16 protein-coding genes and 1 tRNA gene are annotated in these 16744 nt (G+C 67.3%); 10 read left to right on the top strand and 7 right to left on the bottom strand.

Annotated elements, in window-relative coordinates:
* Window positions 1-92 precede the first annotated feature (92 nt).
* On the bottom strand, window positions 93-878 hold the full coding sequence (locus tag CR156_RS13205; RefSeq protein WP_100553173.1) for a queuosine precursor transporter: 786 nt from the start codon (window positions 876-878) through the stop codon (window positions 93-95).
* On the bottom strand, window positions 875-1558 hold the full coding sequence (locus CR156_RS13200) for a DUF502 domain-containing protein (protein WP_100553172.1): 684 nt from the start codon (window positions 1556-1558) through the stop codon (window positions 875-877). Before CR156_RS13200 ends, CR156_RS13205 begins: the two co-directional genes overlap by 4 nt.
* An 84-nt stretch (window positions 1559-1642) precedes the next feature.
* Between CR156_RS13200 and CR156_RS13195 the strand changes: the two genes are divergently transcribed.
* Complete coding sequence (locus CR156_RS13195) at window positions 1643-2914, top strand: hypothetical protein (protein ID WP_243381981.1); 1272 nt, start codon at window positions 1643-1645, stop codon at window positions 2912-2914.
* A gap of 7 nt (window positions 2915-2921) precedes the next feature.
* Here CR156_RS13195 and CR156_RS13190 read toward each other — a convergent pair whose 3' ends face one another.
* From CR156_RS13190 to trxA, 5 genes are all read right to left on the bottom strand, one after another.
* Window positions 2922-3641, bottom strand: coding sequence for a hypothetical protein (locus tag CR156_RS13190; RefSeq protein WP_100553171.1), 720 nt, complete (start codon window positions 3639-3641; stop codon window positions 2922-2924).
* A 53-nt stretch (window positions 3642-3694) separates the two neighbouring features.
* Window positions 3695-4147, bottom strand: a complete 453-nt coding sequence (locus tag CR156_RS13185) for a DUF4442 domain-containing protein (protein WP_032975063.1) — start codon at window positions 4145-4147, stop codon at window positions 3695-3697.
* Window positions 4148-4237: 90 nt separating this feature from the next.
* Complete coding sequence (locus tag CR156_RS13180; RefSeq protein WP_100553170.1) at window positions 4238-5872, bottom strand: CHASE2 domain-containing protein; 1635 nt, start codon at window positions 5870-5872, stop codon at window positions 4238-4240.
* Window positions 5869-7569, bottom strand: coding sequence for a FecR family protein (locus tag CR156_RS13175; RefSeq protein ID WP_100553169.1), 1701 nt, complete (start codon window positions 7567-7569; stop codon window positions 5869-5871). Before CR156_RS13175 ends, CR156_RS13180 begins: the two co-directional genes overlap by 4 nt.
* 107 nt (window positions 7570-7676) lie before the next feature.
* A complete protein-coding gene (gene trxA, locus CR156_RS13170) occupies window positions 7677-8534 on the bottom strand; it encodes a thioredoxin (protein ID WP_100553168.1) in 858 nt (285 codons plus the stop codon).
* 153 nt (window positions 8535-8687) lie between these two features.
* Here trxA and CR156_RS13165 point away from each other — a divergent pair, with 153 nt between their 5' ends.
* The 9 genes from CR156_RS13165 to CR156_RS13125 all read left to right on the top strand — a co-directional run bounded on the left by CR156_RS13165 (window position 8688) and on the right by CR156_RS13125 (window position 16699).
* The gene (locus tag CR156_RS13165) at window positions 8688-9296 is read left to right on the top strand and encodes a DUF998 domain-containing protein (protein WP_100553167.1); all 609 of its coding nucleotides are present in this window, start codon (window positions 8688-8690) and stop codon (window positions 9294-9296) included.
* 105 nt (window positions 9297-9401) lie between these two features.
* Window positions 9402-12041: a leucine--tRNA ligase gene (gene leuS, locus CR156_RS13160; RefSeq protein WP_100554167.1), complete on the top strand. Its 2640-nt coding sequence runs from the start codon at window positions 9402-9404 to the stop codon at window positions 12039-12041.
* A gap of 139 nt (window positions 12042-12180) precedes the next feature.
* Window positions 12181-12756, top strand: a complete 576-nt coding sequence (locus tag CR156_RS13155) for an LPS-assembly lipoprotein LptE (protein WP_089236377.1) — start codon at window positions 12181-12183, stop codon at window positions 12754-12756.
* Window positions 12757-12768: 12 nt separating this feature from the next.
* Window positions 12769-13806: a DNA polymerase III subunit delta gene (gene holA / locus CR156_RS13150; protein WP_100553166.1), complete on the top strand. Its 1038-nt coding sequence runs from the start codon at window positions 12769-12771 to the stop codon at window positions 13804-13806.
* Window positions 13807-13809: 3 nt separating this feature from the next.
* On the top strand, window positions 13810-14475 hold the full coding sequence (nadD, locus tag CR156_RS13145; RefSeq protein ID WP_100553165.1) for a nicotinate-nucleotide adenylyltransferase: 666 nt from the start codon (window positions 13810-13812) through the stop codon (window positions 14473-14475).
* Between the two features lie 58 nt (window positions 14476-14533).
* Complete coding sequence (rsfS, locus tag CR156_RS13140; protein WP_089236374.1) at window positions 14534-14947, top strand: ribosome silencing factor; 414 nt, start codon at window positions 14534-14536, stop codon at window positions 14945-14947.
* Window positions 14948-15010: 63 nt separating this feature from the next.
* A complete protein-coding gene (rlmH, locus tag CR156_RS13135) occupies window positions 15011-15481 on the top strand; it encodes a 23S rRNA (pseudouridine(1915)-N(3))-methyltransferase RlmH (protein ID WP_025879294.1) in 471 nt (156 codons plus the stop codon).
* A gap of 22 nt (window positions 15482-15503) precedes the next feature.
* Window positions 15504-15580: transfer RNA gene (locus tag CR156_RS13130), tRNA-Asn, on the top strand.
* Window positions 15581-15730: 150 nt separating this feature from the next.
* Entirely contained in the window at window positions 15731-16699 is a 969-nt protein-coding gene (locus CR156_RS13125) for an alpha/beta hydrolase (protein ID WP_409349553.1), read from the top strand.
* Window positions 16700-16744 lie beyond the last annotated feature (45 nt).

The following is a 16744-nucleotide window of genomic DNA, read 5'->3' as shown; positions in this document are numbered from 1 at the left end:
AAGCTTCCGTGGAACACAGACCGTGGAGCTTGCACGATCCGCGCGCGTACGGCCAGCGTGAGGGCGCAGTCAGCTTGCGCGCCGCTGGGGCTTCAGTCAGCCGCGGCCGCAGCGCGCAGGTCGGCGGCGCGGTGTTCGCCCAGATAACGGGTGATTGCACGCCGCATCAGGTACAGCAACGGAATCAGGGCGATCGCAAAGCCCATCTTGTAGACATAGTTGACACTGCTCACCGCCAGGAACAGCGATGTCGGCCAGTGCTGCGGGCCGAGCACGAAGGCGATCCAGATCACCACGAAGCTATCCACCAGCTGCGAGACCGCGGTGGAACCGGTGGCGCGCAGCCATACATGGCGCTCGCCGGTGGCCTGGCGGATGCGATGGAACACCGCCACGTCGATCAACTGGCCGAACAGGAATGCCACCAGCGAACCGGCGATGGTCCACATGCCCTGTCCGAACACCGCCGCGAACGCGGCCTGGTAATCGGGCACGCCGTGGGCATCCATCGAGGTCACCCACCAGTTGGCCGGTGCCAGCGAGATCGCAGCGAAGGCGAACAGGAAACCGTAGGCGATCAGCACCACCGCCAGCCACGAGATGAAACGTACCCCGCGCTTGCCGAAGAATTCGTTGATGGTGTCGGTCATGATGAACACCACCGGCCACAGCAGCGTGCCGGCGGTGAAGCTCAACGAGCCGGTCTGGCCGAACAGGTTCCAGTTCAGCGGATCGATGCCGAGGGTGTCTTCCAGGGCGAAGATCTTCACCCCGATCAGTTCGGCCAGTACGGCGTTGCCACAGAAGAACGCGGCCAGCACGATGAACAGCAGGACCGCGCGGTCCTGCAGCGGGCGCGCGTGCGACGCCTCGCTCATTCGGAACGATCGCCAGCGCGGGTGAACGGAACGCTGGAGGGCGCCACTGCACCGCCGGAAATGATGAAGCTCATCGCTTGGTCCACCGTCCAGTCGGTCGGGGTGAGCAGTTCGACGGGCACGATCTCCAGATAGCCCGAGGTCGGGTTCGGCGTGGTGGGCACGTAGACGGCCGCCAGTTCGCGGTCGGTGCCCTGTTCCTTGATGACCCGGGTGACCAGGCCGACTGATTTCATGTCGCGATGCGGGAAGTCGATCAGCACCACGCGCTGGGTGCTGCCCGGCTCGGTCTGCAGCATGTCCAGCAGCTTCTTGGCGCTGTCATAGATGATGCTGGCCAGCGGAATGCGCTTGATGACCGCACCGACCCAGCGCAGCAGGCGCTGGCCGACCACGCGGCGGCTGGCCACGCCCACCGCCAGGATCACCAGCAGCGTGGCCAGCAGGGCGATGGTGTTCTGGATCCATTCGGCGCGGACCCAGCCGAGGTAATGCGGGAAGTTGGTCGCGATCTGTTCGGACAGCGGCACTACCAGCGGGCTGGAAATGCCCGACAGCAGCACGAACACGAATTTGACCACCACCCAAGTCAGCCAGATCGGCAACAGGGTCAGCAGGCCGGTCAGGAACAGGCGCTGCAGGGAGGGGCGGGGAACCAGGGCGGGGGCTTCGAGCGACATGCGCGCATTGTAGCGGTCGCGGCCGCTCGTTTACGCTGTCCGTTGGCGGTGCTGGCCATGCAGGGAAAGGATGCTGTGTTGAAGATGCTGCGGTGGTTGGGCTGGGCAATGCTGGCCCTGGTGGTGATGGCCGTCGCGGCATGGCTGCTGTCGAGGTTCTGGCCGTTGTCGGCCGCCCAGCGGGAAGACAGGCGTCTGCTTGAGGCCGTGCAACCCAACGAAGGTCGCAACGGCTTCGCCCTGCTGTGGACGCTGCCCTTCGATGGGCTGGACCAGGCCCAGCGCGAGGCGGCGTTGGCCGACGATGTGCAGCGCTGGAAGGCCTCGCCATCGCAGGCGTCGCACGCGTCGGCGCTGGCCGCCAAACACGCACCGTTGACTCTGGATGGGGCAGGTCGTTGTGCCGTCGGGCCCGTCGGCTGCCTGGCACAGGTGCGCGCTGATCCGCAGCGCTTCGCTGACGCTCACGCCGGGCATGCCGGCCTGCACGAGCGGCTGGCGCGGATGGCGGACTACGATCGTTTCGATTCCCCGTTCCAGCCCTTCGAAAGCGAACTCCTGCCGCTGCCGGCGTACACGCCGCTGTTGGATGGCACCAGTGCGCAGGCACTGGCCTATCTGCAGGGCGATGTTGCCGGTGCCGTCGAGGCAGGCTGCAGATCGGTTCAGTTCGGGCGGCGGATGATGCGCACCGGCAGCACGCTGGTGGACAGCATGATGGGTGCCGCCGTGGTGAGGACCCATGCCGCGTTGCTGGGCGACATGCTGGTCGAGCAATCACCGGATTACGTGCTGCCCGCCTCCTGCGAGGTGGCGCTGCAGCCGCTGGACGCCGACGAGCAGAGCCTGTGTCAAGCGATGCAGGGCGAATTTGCGATGAACAAGGCGGCCATCGAGGCGTCCACGCAGACAGCAGGCAGCCGCCTGCTGCTGGATCGCGACCACACCCTGGCCCGGGTCGCCGGCAATTTCGGCTGGGCATGCCGGCCTGCTGCAGCTACGGCGCTGGCGGCCGACGTCCCGCTCCTTGTCCCGCCACCGCCCCGATGGGATGTGGGCTGCGTGGCCAATCCGCTGGGATGCACATTGAGCGCCATCGCCGGGCCGTCCTACACGCAGTACGCGGCGCGCAGCCAGGACGCAGCGGCGATGATCCGCCTGCTCGGCGCGCAGCGCTGGCTGCGGCAACAGGCCGGGCCAGCCGACGAGGCACTGGCGCGGTTGCCCGCGCAGTGGCGTTCGGACACCCGCATGCCACAACTGTCTGCCGACGGTCGCCACCTGCAGCTATTGCGGCGTGGCCCGGCGCGCGAAGGCGAGGGCCCGTATCTGTCGATGCCGTTGCGGGCGGACTGACCCGGACTCAGTCGCCGTCGCCGAGCGGATTGAACGCCCAGCCATCGCCAACGCTGTCCAGCGTCCAGCGCTTGCGGTCAGCCAGGGTCTGCCAGCGCACCTGCTCCTTGTCGTCCTGCATGCTGCCTTCGGTCAGCTTCACCTTGCCGGTGGAGAAGTTCACGCTGAGGCCTTCGGTCTGCCCGGAATTGCGCATCATCGAGTCGCGGTCGTAGCCGATCAGCGCGAGGTGGCCTTCCTGCCAGCGGAACGTGAACGTGGTGGTGCTCGTCGACCAGCTGCCCGCGCTGGAGAACGAGTACAGGCCCACCCGCAGTGCGCCGCGCTGGATCGACACGCCGGTGCCTTCGGCCAGCGCATCGCTGAGCACGGGCGAGTCCGGGCGTGGAATGAGCGTGTGGTTCTGCGCCGCCAGCACGTAACCCGACGGTCGCGCAAAGGCAATGGCGAGGATGCGCGGGTTGCTGTCATACGGCGACGGCCCGAACCCATCGTGCTCGATGATGTTGCTTGGGTCCTGCTGGCGCAGCACCAGCGCAAGGTCGGCGCGCCCATCCTGGTCGAGGTCGCCTTCAATCCGGTATTCCAGCGCCCAGCCGGCCGGTACGAAAGCCTCGGCCGTAGCGGCGTGCGCCGGCAGGATGGGGTAGCGCACCGGCGGCACGTCCAGTGCGCTGGCGGCGAAGGGCAGGGCGGTCAGCGCCGCAGCAAGGACGAAAAGGCGCATTGCAGCCTCCATGGCAGGGCTGCAGAGGATAGCGGGGCGCCAGCCTGCCCGCTTTACCGTGCGTGTGGCTTCAAGCGCACATAGACCTGCTTGCGTACCTGCGCGACGACCTCGCCGGCTTCGTCGACCACGTCGTTGCTGAACCAGCGCAGCACTTTTTCGCCACCGGCCGCCGCCGTACGCAGTTCATCCAACAGGGCGTCGTCGATGCGGAAGGACGTGCGTACTGTGCCGCGGCCGGGCTTGAGGAAATCGATCGCACCAGCACGATCCCAGACGTAATAGTCACGGCCAAGGGTGTGCATCAGGCCCAGCATCCAGAACGGATCGGTCATCGCGAACAGGCTGCCGCCGAAGTGGGTGCCGACGTAGTTGCGGTTCCAGGGACGCAGGCGCAGTTCCACGTCGATCTGCCGGTAGTCGGGGGTGATCCGGGTGACATGGATGCCGGTGAACAGGAACGGTGGCCACAGATTGATGCCGAAGCGGAACGTGCTGGCTTTCATGCGGGAACCGGGCAGGGGGCAGGGATCCCAGTCTAACCATTCGCATGCGTATGTTGTAGCCCGTGGCATCCACATCAGGCCTGCCGGCCGCTATGGCCCGGGCGTGCCGCCGTCGATCACATAACCGTCGCGGCCATTGTCCTTGGCCCGGTAAAGCGCGTTGTCGGCGCCTTCGACGAAATGATGCGGTTGCAGGTCGCTGTCCGGCACGCGGGTGTAGACGCCGATGGTCAGGGTGACACCCGTCTCGCTGCCATCGCCGGGCGGTGGCAGGGCGCGTATGCAGGAGATCAGGTCTTCGATCACCTGCCGTGCGCCTTCAACCGGCGTGTCGGGCAGCACCAGTGCGAACTCGTCACCGCCGTAGCGGGCAGCCATGTCACGGGGGCGCCGGGCATGCGCCTGGATCAGGCGGGCCACTTCGCACAGCACACGATCGCCAACCTGGTGGCCATGGCGATCGTTGTGGTGCTTGAAGTGGTCGACATCGATCAGGGCCAGGGTCAGTGGCTTGCCACTGCGGCGTGCCGCGTCGCATTCCTGTTGCAGCGATTGTTCGAAGCGCAGGCGGTTGCCCAGTCCGGTCAGCGCATCGCGGTTGGCCTGGCGGTGCCAGGAGGCGATCCGCCAGGTCGCCCACACAGTCAGTACCAGCACGACGCCGAGCAGCGCGCTGGCCGGCGCCCACCAGAGGCTGCTGGTGCGCAGCAGCAGCCAGCTCAGCAGCGGCGCGGCCGGCAGTGAGCACAGGGCAACCACCCAGGGCAGACGCAGCCCGAGCAGCAGTACACACATCGCCACCAGCAGGCCGGCCAGGGCGTCCTGCCAGGCGCGGGGCAACACGTCTATCTGCTTGTCCTGCAGCAGCATCGAGGCGATGTTGGCCTGATACTCGCTGCCGCTCATCCAGTATTCGCGGGTGGTGGGAGTCAACAGGCGAGGGGCGATGCCACTGGCCGTCATGCCCACCACGATGCGCCTGCCACGCAGCATCGATGCATCCACGCGCCCCTCAAGGACATCGGCGTAGGACACCTGCGGCAAGCGTTCCGGCGGCCCGGCATAGCGCACGCGCACGTAGTCGTTGCGGCGCCATTGATAGGGCGAGTCCAGCGCGGGATCGGGGTCGGGCAGGCCCTGCGCGTGCTGCGACGGCAGACCGGTCAACGCCAGGCCGAGCGCAGGCCAGTGTGCCTGGCCGATGCCGGCATGCAGGTAGACCCCGCGGGCAACACCATCGCCGTCCACTTCAACGTCACTGTGGCCGATGGCGGCCGCGCTGGCAGCAATCAGCGGGATCGGCAGCATCTCCTCAGCCATGCGGTCGCCAGCGGCCGGCGCGGCCAGCACCGGCAGCACCACGCGACCATTGCGACGGATCGCCGCTGCCAGCTCGGCATCCTGGCGCGCATCGCGACGGTCGGGCTCGGACAGCATGAGATCCAGCGCGACGCGCTCGGCACCGGCGTCGGTCAGGCGGTCCAGGAGGCGCGCATGCAATGAGCGCGGCCACGGCCACTGGCCCAGCCGCTGCAGGCTGCCCTCGTCGATGGCGACGATCAGCACGCTGGGGTCGGGGCGGTAATCCCAGCTGCCGACCATCAGGTCGTACGCCGTCTCATCCTGCCGCCACAGCCATTGGCCGTGGCTGACCACCGCAGTCGCTACACCTGCCAGCACGGCCAGCAGGATCCGTCGCGACCACGGCAGTGGCGAGCGCCTCACAGCAACAGCCACAGCAGCAGAACACCGCCGCCCGCGCCGTAGCACAGGCGGCACGGCAGCTTGACCTGTTGGGCAGGCGAGAACGGGCCTGCGTGGCCGTCGTCGTCGATGTACTGCACGCGGATGTGCAGCATGCCGCGCCACGGGCGCTTGAGGCTGACCTGCGGTTCGTCAACGGTGCTATCGACCAGCGGCGCGTTGAAATCACCGCGACGATCGACCTGCACCCGGTAGCGCTGGCCATCGCTTCCCGCCTGCCAGCGCAGCGTCAGCTCGCCATCGGTGGCTTCGGGCGGCTGTAGCGCCGGGTCCACTGGTTCATTGCTCAGTTGCAGCGTCAGTGCCTGGCCGTAGCGACCCTGATGGCCCTGGCCATCACGCGAAGCGATCCGCCAGTAGTACTGGCCGGGAGGCAGCGGCTCGCCCAGGCGCAGGTCGGTGCCATCGGTGCTCTGCTCGCGCAGCGGCTGCAGGAACTGCGGTTCGTCGGCCACCTGCAGCACACTGCTGCTGGCACCGGGCGCCTGGCTCCAGTGGAAGCGCGGCCGGTCGCTGTTGACCGTCTGCCCTTGCACCGGGGAAATGGTCAGCGGCGGTGGCGGCTGGTCGCCGAGGAGGAAATCCTCGCTGGCATCGAGACCTTCCACACCCTGTGCATCCACTGCGCGCAGCAGCAGGCGCAGCGCCCCCGGTGGCAGCTCGCCGATCACCAGCCCGGTGTCGGTGGTGGTGGCCGCAAACAACAGGATTTCCGGAGTTGCGGCCTGCACGACTTCCACCCGGTAGTGATCGGCACCCGTCACCGGTTCCCAGGCGAGCTGGGCCGGCAAGGCTCCCAGGCGGGTCGAATCGGCACGCAGGTGCGGTGCCGGCAGCAGACCGGAAACCGCTTCGGGTGCCGTTCCGCTGCCCGCGCTGCGGCTGGCCTGGCCAGGGTGCACCAGACGCTGGCCATGCGGGTTGCCGACCTGCACCTTGCCTTCCAGTACTTCGGTGGCACCGGTCTGGGCGTCGTCGCCGGCACTGACCCGGAACACGGTCCCGCGCACGCTGCTGGTGGCCGTCGGTGCATCGATGATGTAGCGAGAGGCCGGCCCGCGCGCAGGGGTGACCCGGTTGCTGGCGCGGCCCTGCTGCAGGCGCAGGCGGGTATCTACCATGCCGGTGCGGCCATAGCGGCTGAGCTGGTCCAGGCGCAGGCGTGAGTATTCGCGCAGCTGCAACCGCGACGCGTCGGCAAATTCCAGGGTGATGCTGGAATCGGCCTTCGTCTGGATCGCATCGCCGATGTGCAGCTCTTCGCCTGCGCGCACGGCGCGGCTGCTGCTGCCATCGGCCGCGCTCAGTTCAACCTGCCCACGCACGGCCAGTACCCGCGCCGGTGCGGGTTCGATGCGCAACCAGCCGATCGGGAAGCGCAGCAGTTCGCCCGGCGGCAGCCGGTATGGATTGTCGATGCGGTTGTGCTGCTGCAGCTGCTGCCAGCCCACGCTCGGCTTGAGGTAGGCAGCGCCCAGGTCCCACAGGGTATCGCCGGGGCGGACCCGATAGTTCCAGTCCTGCGCGCCGGCGAGCGCCGGCAACAGGAAGAGGGCACACAACAGTGTGCGCAGGAAACGGATGATGAAAGACGACGAGCGGCCAACGGTCACGGAATGCTGTCCCGGCAAAGCGGGGGCGCAGCTGCAAGACCCCATGGCCCCGACCTCATCCCCCCGAACGGATCGTGGCGGCCCTGGAGGCCACCATCGCGGGCATTATTGCCCGCGTTCAGTGCAGGGATTCTGAACGGTGCCGTTGCCGTTCAGAACAGCAGGGAGGCCATCCGGCGCCGCGAGCGGCCTACCAGGTCTTCGTCGGCGATGACGTTGAAGGCATCGATCAGCGCCTTGCGCGGCAGTCCTTCCTGGAAGCCGCGGTCGATCCGCAGCATCTCCAGGAACTGTTCCAGTGCGGCTTCATCCTCGCCGGCCAGCAGCAGCTGTACGCCGCGCAGGTGACGCGCCTGCAGATCCTTGCCGTCGGCGGCGATGCGCGCATCCAGCACCTCGGCGGGCGGGGCGTCCTTCAGCGCGGCGGCGAAGGAGAGCCGGGCGCGGCCACGCACGGCGCGGTCGTCGGTGGCCAGGTTGGCGGGCAGGGCGTCGATCAGGGTAGCGGCCTCGTCCACGCCGCCAACCTGCAGCAGGGCCAGGGCCAGGTCGAGCTTCAGCTCGTCCTTGTCCGGCTCGGCAGCGATCTGCGCGCGCAGCACGTCCACCTGCGCCTGCGGGTCGAGCGGGGCCTCGTCCTCGGCAATGGCGTCGCCGACATCGGCCGGCACAACGCCATGCTGGGCCAGGAATTCACGCAGCTGACCTTCCGGCAGGGCGCCGGGGAAGCCGTCCACCAGCTGTCCACCCTTGACCAGGAACACGGTGGGCACCGAACGGATCTGGAAGGCCGCGGCGATCTGCTGTTCCTTGTCCACATCGACCTTGGCCAGCTCGAAGGCGCCGTTGTATTCGCCGGCCAACTTCTCCAGCATCGGGCCGAGGGTCTTGCACGGTTCGCACCAGGTCGCCCAGAAGTCCACCAGGACCGGCGTCTGCAGCGACTTCTGCAGCACTTCCGCCTCGAAGGTAGCGGTGGTGGCGTCGAATACGTAGGTCGTCTCGGTCATGGGGCATCGTTCGGCATCTGGAGACCGATTCTATGGTGACGAACCATGTCGGTCTCAACCCTGCGGTCATACCCGTCGTGAAATCCTGGACAGCTTGGCGGAGGTGCCGCCTGCCGCGACAATGTCCTGATGTTCTTCTGAAGAGTGGCTGCGATGTCCGTGGTTCGGCTGGATCGTTGGGTGGGCGTGCTCGCCGCAGCCCTGTTCGTGCTGTCGGTGGTCGGCTTCGGTGCGGCGCTGCCGGACTATTCGCAGGCACTGCATCCGGTGACCTGGCTGGGCGCGCACGGCATTCCCCATGCGCTGGGTTTCAACCTGCTGGGCCTGGTGCTGCCGGGTGCACTGGCGGTGGTCGTGGCCGAGCGCCTGCGCCGGCAACTGCCGGTGGACGCCGCCTGGACGGCACGCGTGGGCAGCCAGATGCTGCTGCTGGCCGCGCTTGCCTTCATCGCGATGGGCCTGCTGCCGCTGGATTTCGAGGACCAGATGGATATGCAGGGCCCGGCCAGCAAGCTGCACGCCAGCGTGTGGATGGTCTGGGCACTGGCCTTTGTCGCCGGCAGCGTGATGCTGGGGGCGGCACGACTGCGGCATTCCGGCGGGCGCAGGCTGGGCCTGCTGGCGCTGGGCTGCGGGATCGGTGCTGGTCTGCTCGCGTTTGGACTGCCGGGTGTACTGCCGGCGGCGCTGGCGCAGCGGCTGGCCTTTGCCTGCTGGGCGCTGTGGTTGGCCTTGGCCCTGCCTCTGTCGCGCAGGCGCTGAGACGGTTTCTGCTGCCCCGCCGCGCGCCGGCCCGGCAGGCAGGATTGGAGCCATTTGCCGCACTGCGGTACGCTGTACCGCTTTGCCGCCGCAACCGCGTGTTACATGACCAGCGTCGAACCCAACGTTTACGATCCGCAGCAGGTTGAATCCGCCGCCCAGCAGTACTGGGATGCTACCCGTGCCTTCGAGGTCGATGAAGCCTCGGACAAGCCGAAGTACTACTGCCTGTCGATGCTTCCGTATCCGTCCGGTGCGCTGCACATGGGCCACGTGCGCAATTACACGATCGGCGACGTGATCAGCCGCTACAAGCGCATGACCGGCCACAACGTGCTGCAGCCGATGGGCTGGGATGCGTTCGGCCTGCCGGCGGAAAACGCCGCGATCAAGAACAAGACCGCACCGGCCGCCTGGACCTACAAGAACATCGACCACATGCGCAGCCAGCTGCAGTCGCTGGGCTATGCCATCGACTGGTCGCGCGAGTTCGCCACCTGCCGCCCGGACTATTACGTCCACGAGCAGCGCATGTTCACCCGCCTGATGCGCAAGGGCCTGGCCTATCGCCGCAACGCGGTGGTGAACTGGGACCCGGTCGACCAGACCGTGCTGGCCAACGAGCAGGTCATCGACGGCCGTGGCTGGCGCTCCGGCGCGCTGGTGGAAAAGCGCGAGATCCCGCAGTGGTTCCTGCGCATCACCGACTACGCCCAGGAACTGCTGGATGGCCTGGATGAGCTGGACGGCTGGCCGGACTCGGTCAAGACCATGCAGCGCAACTGGATCGGTCGCTCCGAAGGCCTGGAAATCCAGTTCGACGTGCGTGACGTCGATGGCGCCGCACTGGATCCGCTGCGCGTGTTCACCACCCGCCCGGACACCGTGATGGGCGTGACCTTCGTGTCGATCGCCGGCGAACATCCGCTGGCGCTGCATGCCGCGAAGAACAACCCGGAACTGGCTGCGCTGCTGTCGGAAATGAAGCAGGGTGGCGTGTCCGAGGCCGAGCTGGAAACCCAGGAAAAGCGCGGCATGGATACCGGCCTGCGCGCCGTGCATCCGGTTACCGGTGCCCAGGTGCCGGTGTGGGTCGCCAACTTCGTGCTGATGGGCTATGGCACCGGCGCGGTGATGGCCGTACCGGGCCACGACCAGCGCGACAATGAATTCGCCAACAAGTACAACCTGCCGATCCGCCAGGTCATCGCGCTGAAGTCGCTGCGCAAGGACGAGGGCGCCTACGACGCGACGCGCTGGCAGGACTGGTACGGCGACAAGACCCGCGAGACCGAACTGGTCAACTCCGAAGAGTTCGACGGCCTGGACTTCCAGGGCGCCTTCGAGGCGCTGGCCGAACGGTTCGAGCGCAAGGCCCAGGGCCAGCGCCGGGTGAACTACCGCCTGCGCGACTGGGGCGTGAGCCGCCAGCGCTACTGGGGTTGCCCGATTCCGGTGATCTACTGCGACAAGTGTGGCGCGGTGCCGGTGCCGGAAGACCAGCTGCCGGTGGTGCTGCCGGAAGACGTGGCGTTCGCCGGCACCGGTTCGCCGATCAAGACCGATCCGGAATGGCGCAAGACCACCTGCCCGGAATGCGGTGGCGCGGCCGAGCGTGAGACCGACACCTTCGATACCTTCATGGAGTCGAGCTGGTACTACGCCCGCTACACTTCGCCGGGTGCCCGCGATGCGGTCGACAAGCGCGGCAACTACTGGTTGCCGGTGGACCAGTACATCGGTGGCATCGAGCACGCGATCCTGCACCTGATGTATTTCCGCTTCTACCACAAGCTGCTGCGCGACGCGCGGATGGTGGACAGCAACGAGCCTGCGCGCAACCTGCTGTGCCAGGGCATGGTGATCGCCGAGACCTACTACCGCCCGAATCCGGACGGCTCGAAGGACTGGATCAACCCGGCCGATGTGGAAGTGCAGCGCGACGAGCGCGGCCGCATCACCGGCGCCACGCTGATCGCCGACGGCCAGCCGGTGGTGGTCGGCGGTACCGAGAAGATGTCCAAGTCGAAGAACAACGGCGTGGACCCGCAGGCGATGGTCGGCAAGTACGGCGCCGACACCGTGCGCCTGTTCTCGATGTTCGCTGCACCGCCGGAACAGTCGCTGGAATGGAACGAAGCCGGCGTGGACGGCATGGCCCGCTTCCTGCGCCGCCTGTGGGCACAGGTGCAGAAGCACGCTGCCGACGGTGCCGCACCGGTGCTCGACGCGGCCGCGCTGGATGCCAGCCAGAAGGCCCTGCGCCGCAAGACCCACGAGACCATCGGCAAGGTCGGTGACGACTACGGCCGTCGTCACAGCTTCAACACCGCCATTGCCGCGGTGATGGAGCTGATGAACGCGCTGGCCAAGTTCGAGGACGGCAGTGAACAGGGGCGCGCCGTGCGCCAGGAAGCACTGCAGGCCATCGTGCTGCTGCTCAACCCGATCACCCCGCACGCCAGCCACGCCCTGTGGCAGGTGCTGGGCCATGGCGAAACGCTGCTGGAAGACCAGCCGTTCCCGCAGGCCGACAGCAGCGCGCTGGTGCGCGATGCGCTGACCCTGGCCGTGCAGGTCAATGGCAAGCTGCGTGGCACCATCGAGGTCGCCGCCGATGCCGCGCGCGAGCAGATCGAAGCGCTGGCCCTGGCCGAGCCGAACGCGGCCAAGTTCCTGGAAGGCCTGACGGTGCGCAAGATCATCATCGTCCCCGGCAAGATCGTGAACATCGTCGCTGCCTGATGTACCCGGCACCGGCCGCCGTCCTGGTGGCCGGTGCGTTGTCGCCACGCCGGGCGTGCCCGGCCGATGGCCCTGCGTTCACGCGGCCTCGGGCACCCTGTCTGTTGCCGTGATCGCCCGGCTCCGCCAGACTGTCTCCATGACCCGAATCCTGCTTGCCCTCGTTCTCGTCCTCGGCCTCGCCGGCTGTGGTTTCCACCTGCGCAACAAGCTGATGCTGCCGACCGACACGGCGCCGGTGAAGGTGGTGTCCACCGCGCCCTACAGCGAGCTGGTCAAGCTGTTGAACCGCAGCCTGCTGGCCTCCGGTGCGCGCTTGGCCGATGAGGACAGCAAGGGCCCCAATGCCCAGCTGCAGGTCCTGTCCGAACGCTGGGGCGACCTGCCCATCGCGATCGACTCGCAGGGCCGCGCACAGGAATACAGCCTGCGCTATGCGGTGATCTTCATCTTCCGCCGCGAAGACGGCAGCGAGCTGGTGCCGCAGCAGGTGATCGAACTGTCGCGCGACTACGTGTCGCCGCCGACCGACGCCACCGGTACCACCACCGAACGCGAGATCCTGGCAGATGAACTGCGCCGGGAAATGTCGGCCTCGATCATCCGCCGCATCGACAGCGTGGTCCGCGCCGAACTGGAAAAGGGCGGCAGCCTGTCGGCGCCGAAGCCGGTCGAGCACGATCCGGTCGAGCCCGCACCCGCCGTCAAGCACTGAGCCGGGCGCCTGATGGAACTGCGACCGGAACAGCTGGCCGGGCAGGGCGCTGACACGGCGCTGGCGCCGGTCTATCTGATCGCCGGTCCGGAAACACTGCGCGTGCTGGAGGCGGCCGACGCCGTGCGGGCCCGTGCACGCGCGGCCGGCATCGACGAGCGCGAAGTGTTCGATGCCGATGGCCGCGATTTCGACTGGAACCAGCTCGACGCCAGTTTTCACGCCCCCAGCCTGTTCAGTGCGCGCCGCCTGGTGGAAGTGCGCCTGCCCAGTGGCAAGCCGGGCAAGGAAGGTGGCGAGGTGATCAGCCAGTTCTGCGCCAATCCGGCGCCGGACGTGATCCTGATGATCACCGCCAATGAATGGAGCAAGGCCCACCAGAGCAAGTGGGCCGAGGCGGTGAACCGTGTCGGCGTGCTGTCGGTGGCCTGGGCGATCAAGCCACACGAGCTGCCGGACTGGATCGAGCGGCGCCTGCGCAGCAGAAGCCTGCGTGCCGAACCTGCCGCCGTGCAGCGCCTGGCCGAGCGCGTGGAAGGAAACCTGCTGGCCGCTGCGCAGGAGATCGACAAGCTCGCACTGCTGGCCGATGGCCAGACCCTGGACGTGGAACGGATGGAATCGCTGGTGGCTGATGCCGCCCGCTACGACGTCTTCCGGCTGGTGGAGGCAACGTTCTCCGGCCAGCCACAGGCGGTGCTGAGGATGCTGGCCGGCCTGCGCGGCGAAGGCGAGGCCGTGGCCGCGCTGATGCCGATCGTGATCCGCGAACTGCTGGCCGGTGCCGGCCTGGCACGGGTACAGGCACGTGGCGGCAATCTGGCTGCGGAGATGAAATCCCGCGGTATCTGGGAATCGCGGCAGGCACCCTACAAGCGTGCGCTGCAGCGGCATCCGGAAGGCAAGCGCTGGGAGCGTTTCGTGGCCGAAGCAGGGCTGGTTGACCGCATCGCCAAGGGGCGCGCCGACGGCGATGCCTGGCTCGCGCTTGAGCGCCTGCTGGTGGCGGTGGCCGAGGCGCGCGCGGTACGGCTGCTCGCCCGGGCCTGATCCATGAGCCTGCGGATCTATTACGGGGGCACCTTCGACCCGGTGCATCTGGGCCATCTGGCGATCGCGCGCGCTGCGCGCGATGAACTGCAGGTGGCGGTGCGCATGCTGCCTGCCGCCGACCCGCCGCACCGCGCGGTGCCGGGCGCGACCGCAGAACAACGCTGCACCATGCTCGGCCTGGCCATCGGCGATGAACCGGGCCTGCTGCTGGATCGCCGTGAGCTGGATCGGGCGGCGCGCTTTCCCGGCAGGCCGTCCTATACCGTCGATACCCTGCGCGAACTGCGGGCCGAACTTGGCCCCAGCCGCCCGCTGGCGTGGCTGGTGGGGGCCGACAGCCTGCTGGGCCTGCCCAGCTGGCATGAGTGGCAGTCGCTGTTCGGGCTGGCCCATTTCATCGTCGCCGAGCGTCCGGGCAGTCCGCTGCGGGCCAGCGTCGACGGCGCGCTGGGTCAGGCCACCGAGGGGCGCTGGGCCGACAACGAGCAGGCGCTGTTTGCCAGCCCGGCCGGCCGCATCCTGCGCCTGCACCACCCGCTGCGCGAGGAATCGGCCAGTGCCGTGCGCACCCAGATCGCCGCGGGCGGCCCCTGGCGGGCCATGCTGGCGCCGGCGGTGGCCGACTATGTTTCTGGCCACGGCCTGTACCGCTCTGCCACCTCGTGAATACGGTTGCCGCGCTGTGGCCGTATAATCGCCCCCACGTTTATCGAGTCGACCCGCTTTGAGCAACCAGACCCAGCCCCAGACCATCAAGGTCGATCTGCCCAGCCCCGCGCCCTCCGTGCCGGAACTGCTGGCCAGCGTCCGTCAAGCCACCGAAGACCTGAAGGCCAAGGACCCGGTCGAGATCGACGTACGCGGCAAGTCCAGCGTCGCCGACTACATGGTGGTCGTGTCGGGTACTTCGACCCGCCATGTGAAGTCCATCGCCGACGAAGTCGTGCGCTTCGCCAAGAAGATCGACGTCATGCCGCTGGGTGTCGAAGGCGAGCGTGAAGCCGAATGGGTGCTGGTCGACCTCGGCGACGTCATCGTGCACGTGATGCTGCCGCGTGTGCGCGAGTTCTATGCGCTCGAGCGCCTGTGGACCGTTGGCGACCAGCCGCCGTCCTACGACGACGACGAAGTGGCCTGAGCCATTCGTTGATGCGGTTTTCGACGGCGCCGATGGCGCCGTCGACGTTTTGGAGGAATGTTGATGAAAGCCCGCCTGATCGCCACCGGCGAACGCGCGCCCAGTTGGGTGGCGCAGGGGTTTGCCGAGTACCAGAAGCGGCTCTCGCACTGGTTGCCCTTCGAGCTGGTGGAGATCGAGCCCGGCCTGCGCGGCAAAGGGCGGGACGCACGTCGCGCCACCGAAGACGAAGGCAAACGCGTGATCGCTGCGTTGCCGAAGAATGCCTATGTCGTTGCACTGGACGTGCCGGGCCGCCAGCTCAGTTCCGAACAGCTGGCACAGCGCCTGGAACACTGGCGCGGGCAGGGCAGGGACCTTGCGTTCCTGATTGGAGGGCCGGAAGGCCATTCGCCGGAAGTGTCTGCATTGGCCGATGAAAAGTGGTCGATCGGCCCGCTGACGCTGCCGCACATGCTGGTGCGGCTGGTGGTGGCCGAGCAGTTGTATCGCGCCGCTGCGATGTTGGCCAATCACCCCTACCATCGCGCGTGAAGAGTCGTTATACTGGCGGTCTGCCCGAATAGCTCAGCCGGTTAGAGCACTTGACTGTTAATCAGGGGGTCGTTGGTTCGAGTCCAACTTCGGGCGCCACTTTCAAGAGGCCTGCATCGCAAGATGCAGGCCTTTTTTGTTGCGTCGTGCCGTGCAGTCGCGTGCGGCGGTAGATCCACGCCATGCGTGGATGCATTGCGCGCGATCTTTCGAGCGGACTCGGCTCTACACTGCAGGTCCATCACGTGGATGTTGACGATGCGCGCGTTTCGCTTTGCATTTCTCCTGCTGATGGTCCTGCTGCCATTTACCGCATCTGCCGCCGCGCCAACCACCTGGCAACCGCCGGCCGGTACCACTGAATTTCCTCTCTGGCCCGACGGCCAGGTGATGGCGCCGCCGAAGCTGAAAGGCCCCGAACAGGTCAGCGAAACCGTCTCCAGGGCCAGTGGCGAGCACTGGATGATGCTGCAGAACGTAGCCGTGCCCACGCTCACCGTGTTTCCGGCGAAAGGCGCGCCTACCGGCACCGCAGTGATGGTGGTACCGGGCGGTGGCTACAACGTGCTGGCGATCGACCTGGAAGGCAGCGAGATCTGTGGTTGGCTCACCGCACAAGGCATCACCTGCGCGCTGCTGAAGTATCGCGTACCAGCCTCGGGACCGAACTGGAATCGCGAATGCAACTGCCGCGACATTCCCGCCGTGCCGATGGCATTGCAGGATGCGCAACGGGCAATGGGCCTGCTGCGTGCGCAGGCCGCGCACTGGAACATCGATCCGCAACGGTTGGGCGTGATCGGCTTCTCGGCCGGCGGCCATGTGGTGGCCGGGTTGAGCACGCATGTGCAGCGCAGCTATGCATCGCTGGATGCGGCAGATGCGCAGTCCAGCCGACCGGATTTCGCGATGCTGCTATATCCGGGGCATCTCTGGGTGCGCAAGAATGATTCGCTGGAAAAAGACATCGTGGTCGATGCCAAGGCACCGCCGACGTTCATCGTGCAGGCCGCCGATGATCCGACGGACGATGTCCGTCATGCATTGACCTATCAGCGCGCACTGATCGAGGCCGGTGTGCCGGTTGAAATGCATCTGTTCGCGCGTGGCGGTCACGCGTTCGGCCTGCGCCTGAAAGATGCGCCGGTGTCGGCATGGCCCAGCCTGGCCGAACGCTGGATGCACGACATCGGCATGCTGACGAAACGCCGGTTGTAGAGCCGAGCCATGCTCGGCTGCCTGCGCGAAGCCGAGCGCGTGCTC

Source organism: Stenotrophomonas lactitubi (assembly GCF_002803515.1).
Lineage (GTDB): Bacteria > Pseudomonadota > Gammaproteobacteria > Xanthomonadales > Xanthomonadaceae > Stenotrophomonas > Stenotrophomonas lactitubi.
The sequence above is the reverse complement of the archived record's forward strand: the minus strand, read 5'-3'. Positions and strand labels throughout refer to the sequence as shown.

Bases quoted from the DNA above. Each gene is read 5' to 3' on its own strand.
- nadD (WP_100553165.1), top strand. From the start codon at position 13,810: ATGAGCCTGCGGATCTATTACGGGGGCACCTTCGACCCGGTGCATCTG.
- CR156_RS13125 (WP_409349553.1), top strand. From the start codon at position 15,731: ATGTTGACGATGCGCGCGTTTCGCTTTGCATTTCTCCTGCTGATGGTC.
- CR156_RS13175 (WP_100553169.1), bottom strand. From the start codon at position 7,569: ATGGGGTCTTGCAGCTGCGCCCCCGCTTTGCCGGGACAGCATTCCGTG.
- CR156_RS13195 (WP_243381981.1), top strand. From the start codon at position 1,643: ATGCTGCGGTGGTTGGGCTGGGCAATGCTGGCCCTGGTGGTGATGGCC.
- CR156_RS13185 (WP_032975063.1), bottom strand. From the start codon at position 4,147: ATGAAAGCCAGCACGTTCCGCTTCGGCATCAATCTGTGGCCACCGTTC.
- leuS (WP_100554167.1), top strand. From the start codon at position 9,402: ATGACCAGCGTCGAACCCAACGTTTACGATCCGCAGCAGGTTGAATCC.
- rlmH (WP_025879294.1), top strand. From the start codon at position 15,011: ATGAAAGCCCGCCTGATCGCCACCGGCGAACGCGCGCCCAGTTGGGTG.
- CR156_RS13190 (WP_100553171.1), bottom strand. From the start codon at position 3,641: ATGCGCCTTTTCGTCCTTGCTGCGGCGCTGACCGCCCTGCCCTTCGCC.
- trxA (WP_100553168.1), bottom strand. From the start codon at position 8,534: ATGACCGAGACGACCTACGTATTCGACGCCACCACCGCTACCTTCGAG.
- CR156_RS13165 (WP_100553167.1), top strand. From the start codon at position 8,688: ATGTCCGTGGTTCGGCTGGATCGTTGGGTGGGCGTGCTCGCCGCAGCC.
- CR156_RS13205 (WP_100553173.1), bottom strand. From the start codon at position 878: ATGAGCGAGGCGTCGCACGCGCGCCCGCTGCAGGACCGCGCGGTCCTG.
- CR156_RS13200 (WP_100553172.1), bottom strand. From the start codon at position 1,558: ATGTCGCTCGAAGCCCCCGCCCTGGTTCCCCGCCCCTCCCTGCAGCGC.
- holA (WP_100553166.1), top strand. From the start codon at position 12,769: ATGGAACTGCGACCGGAACAGCTGGCCGGGCAGGGCGCTGACACGGCG.
- CR156_RS13155 (WP_089236377.1), top strand. From the start codon at position 12,181: ATGACCCGAATCCTGCTTGCCCTCGTTCTCGTCCTCGGCCTCGCCGGC.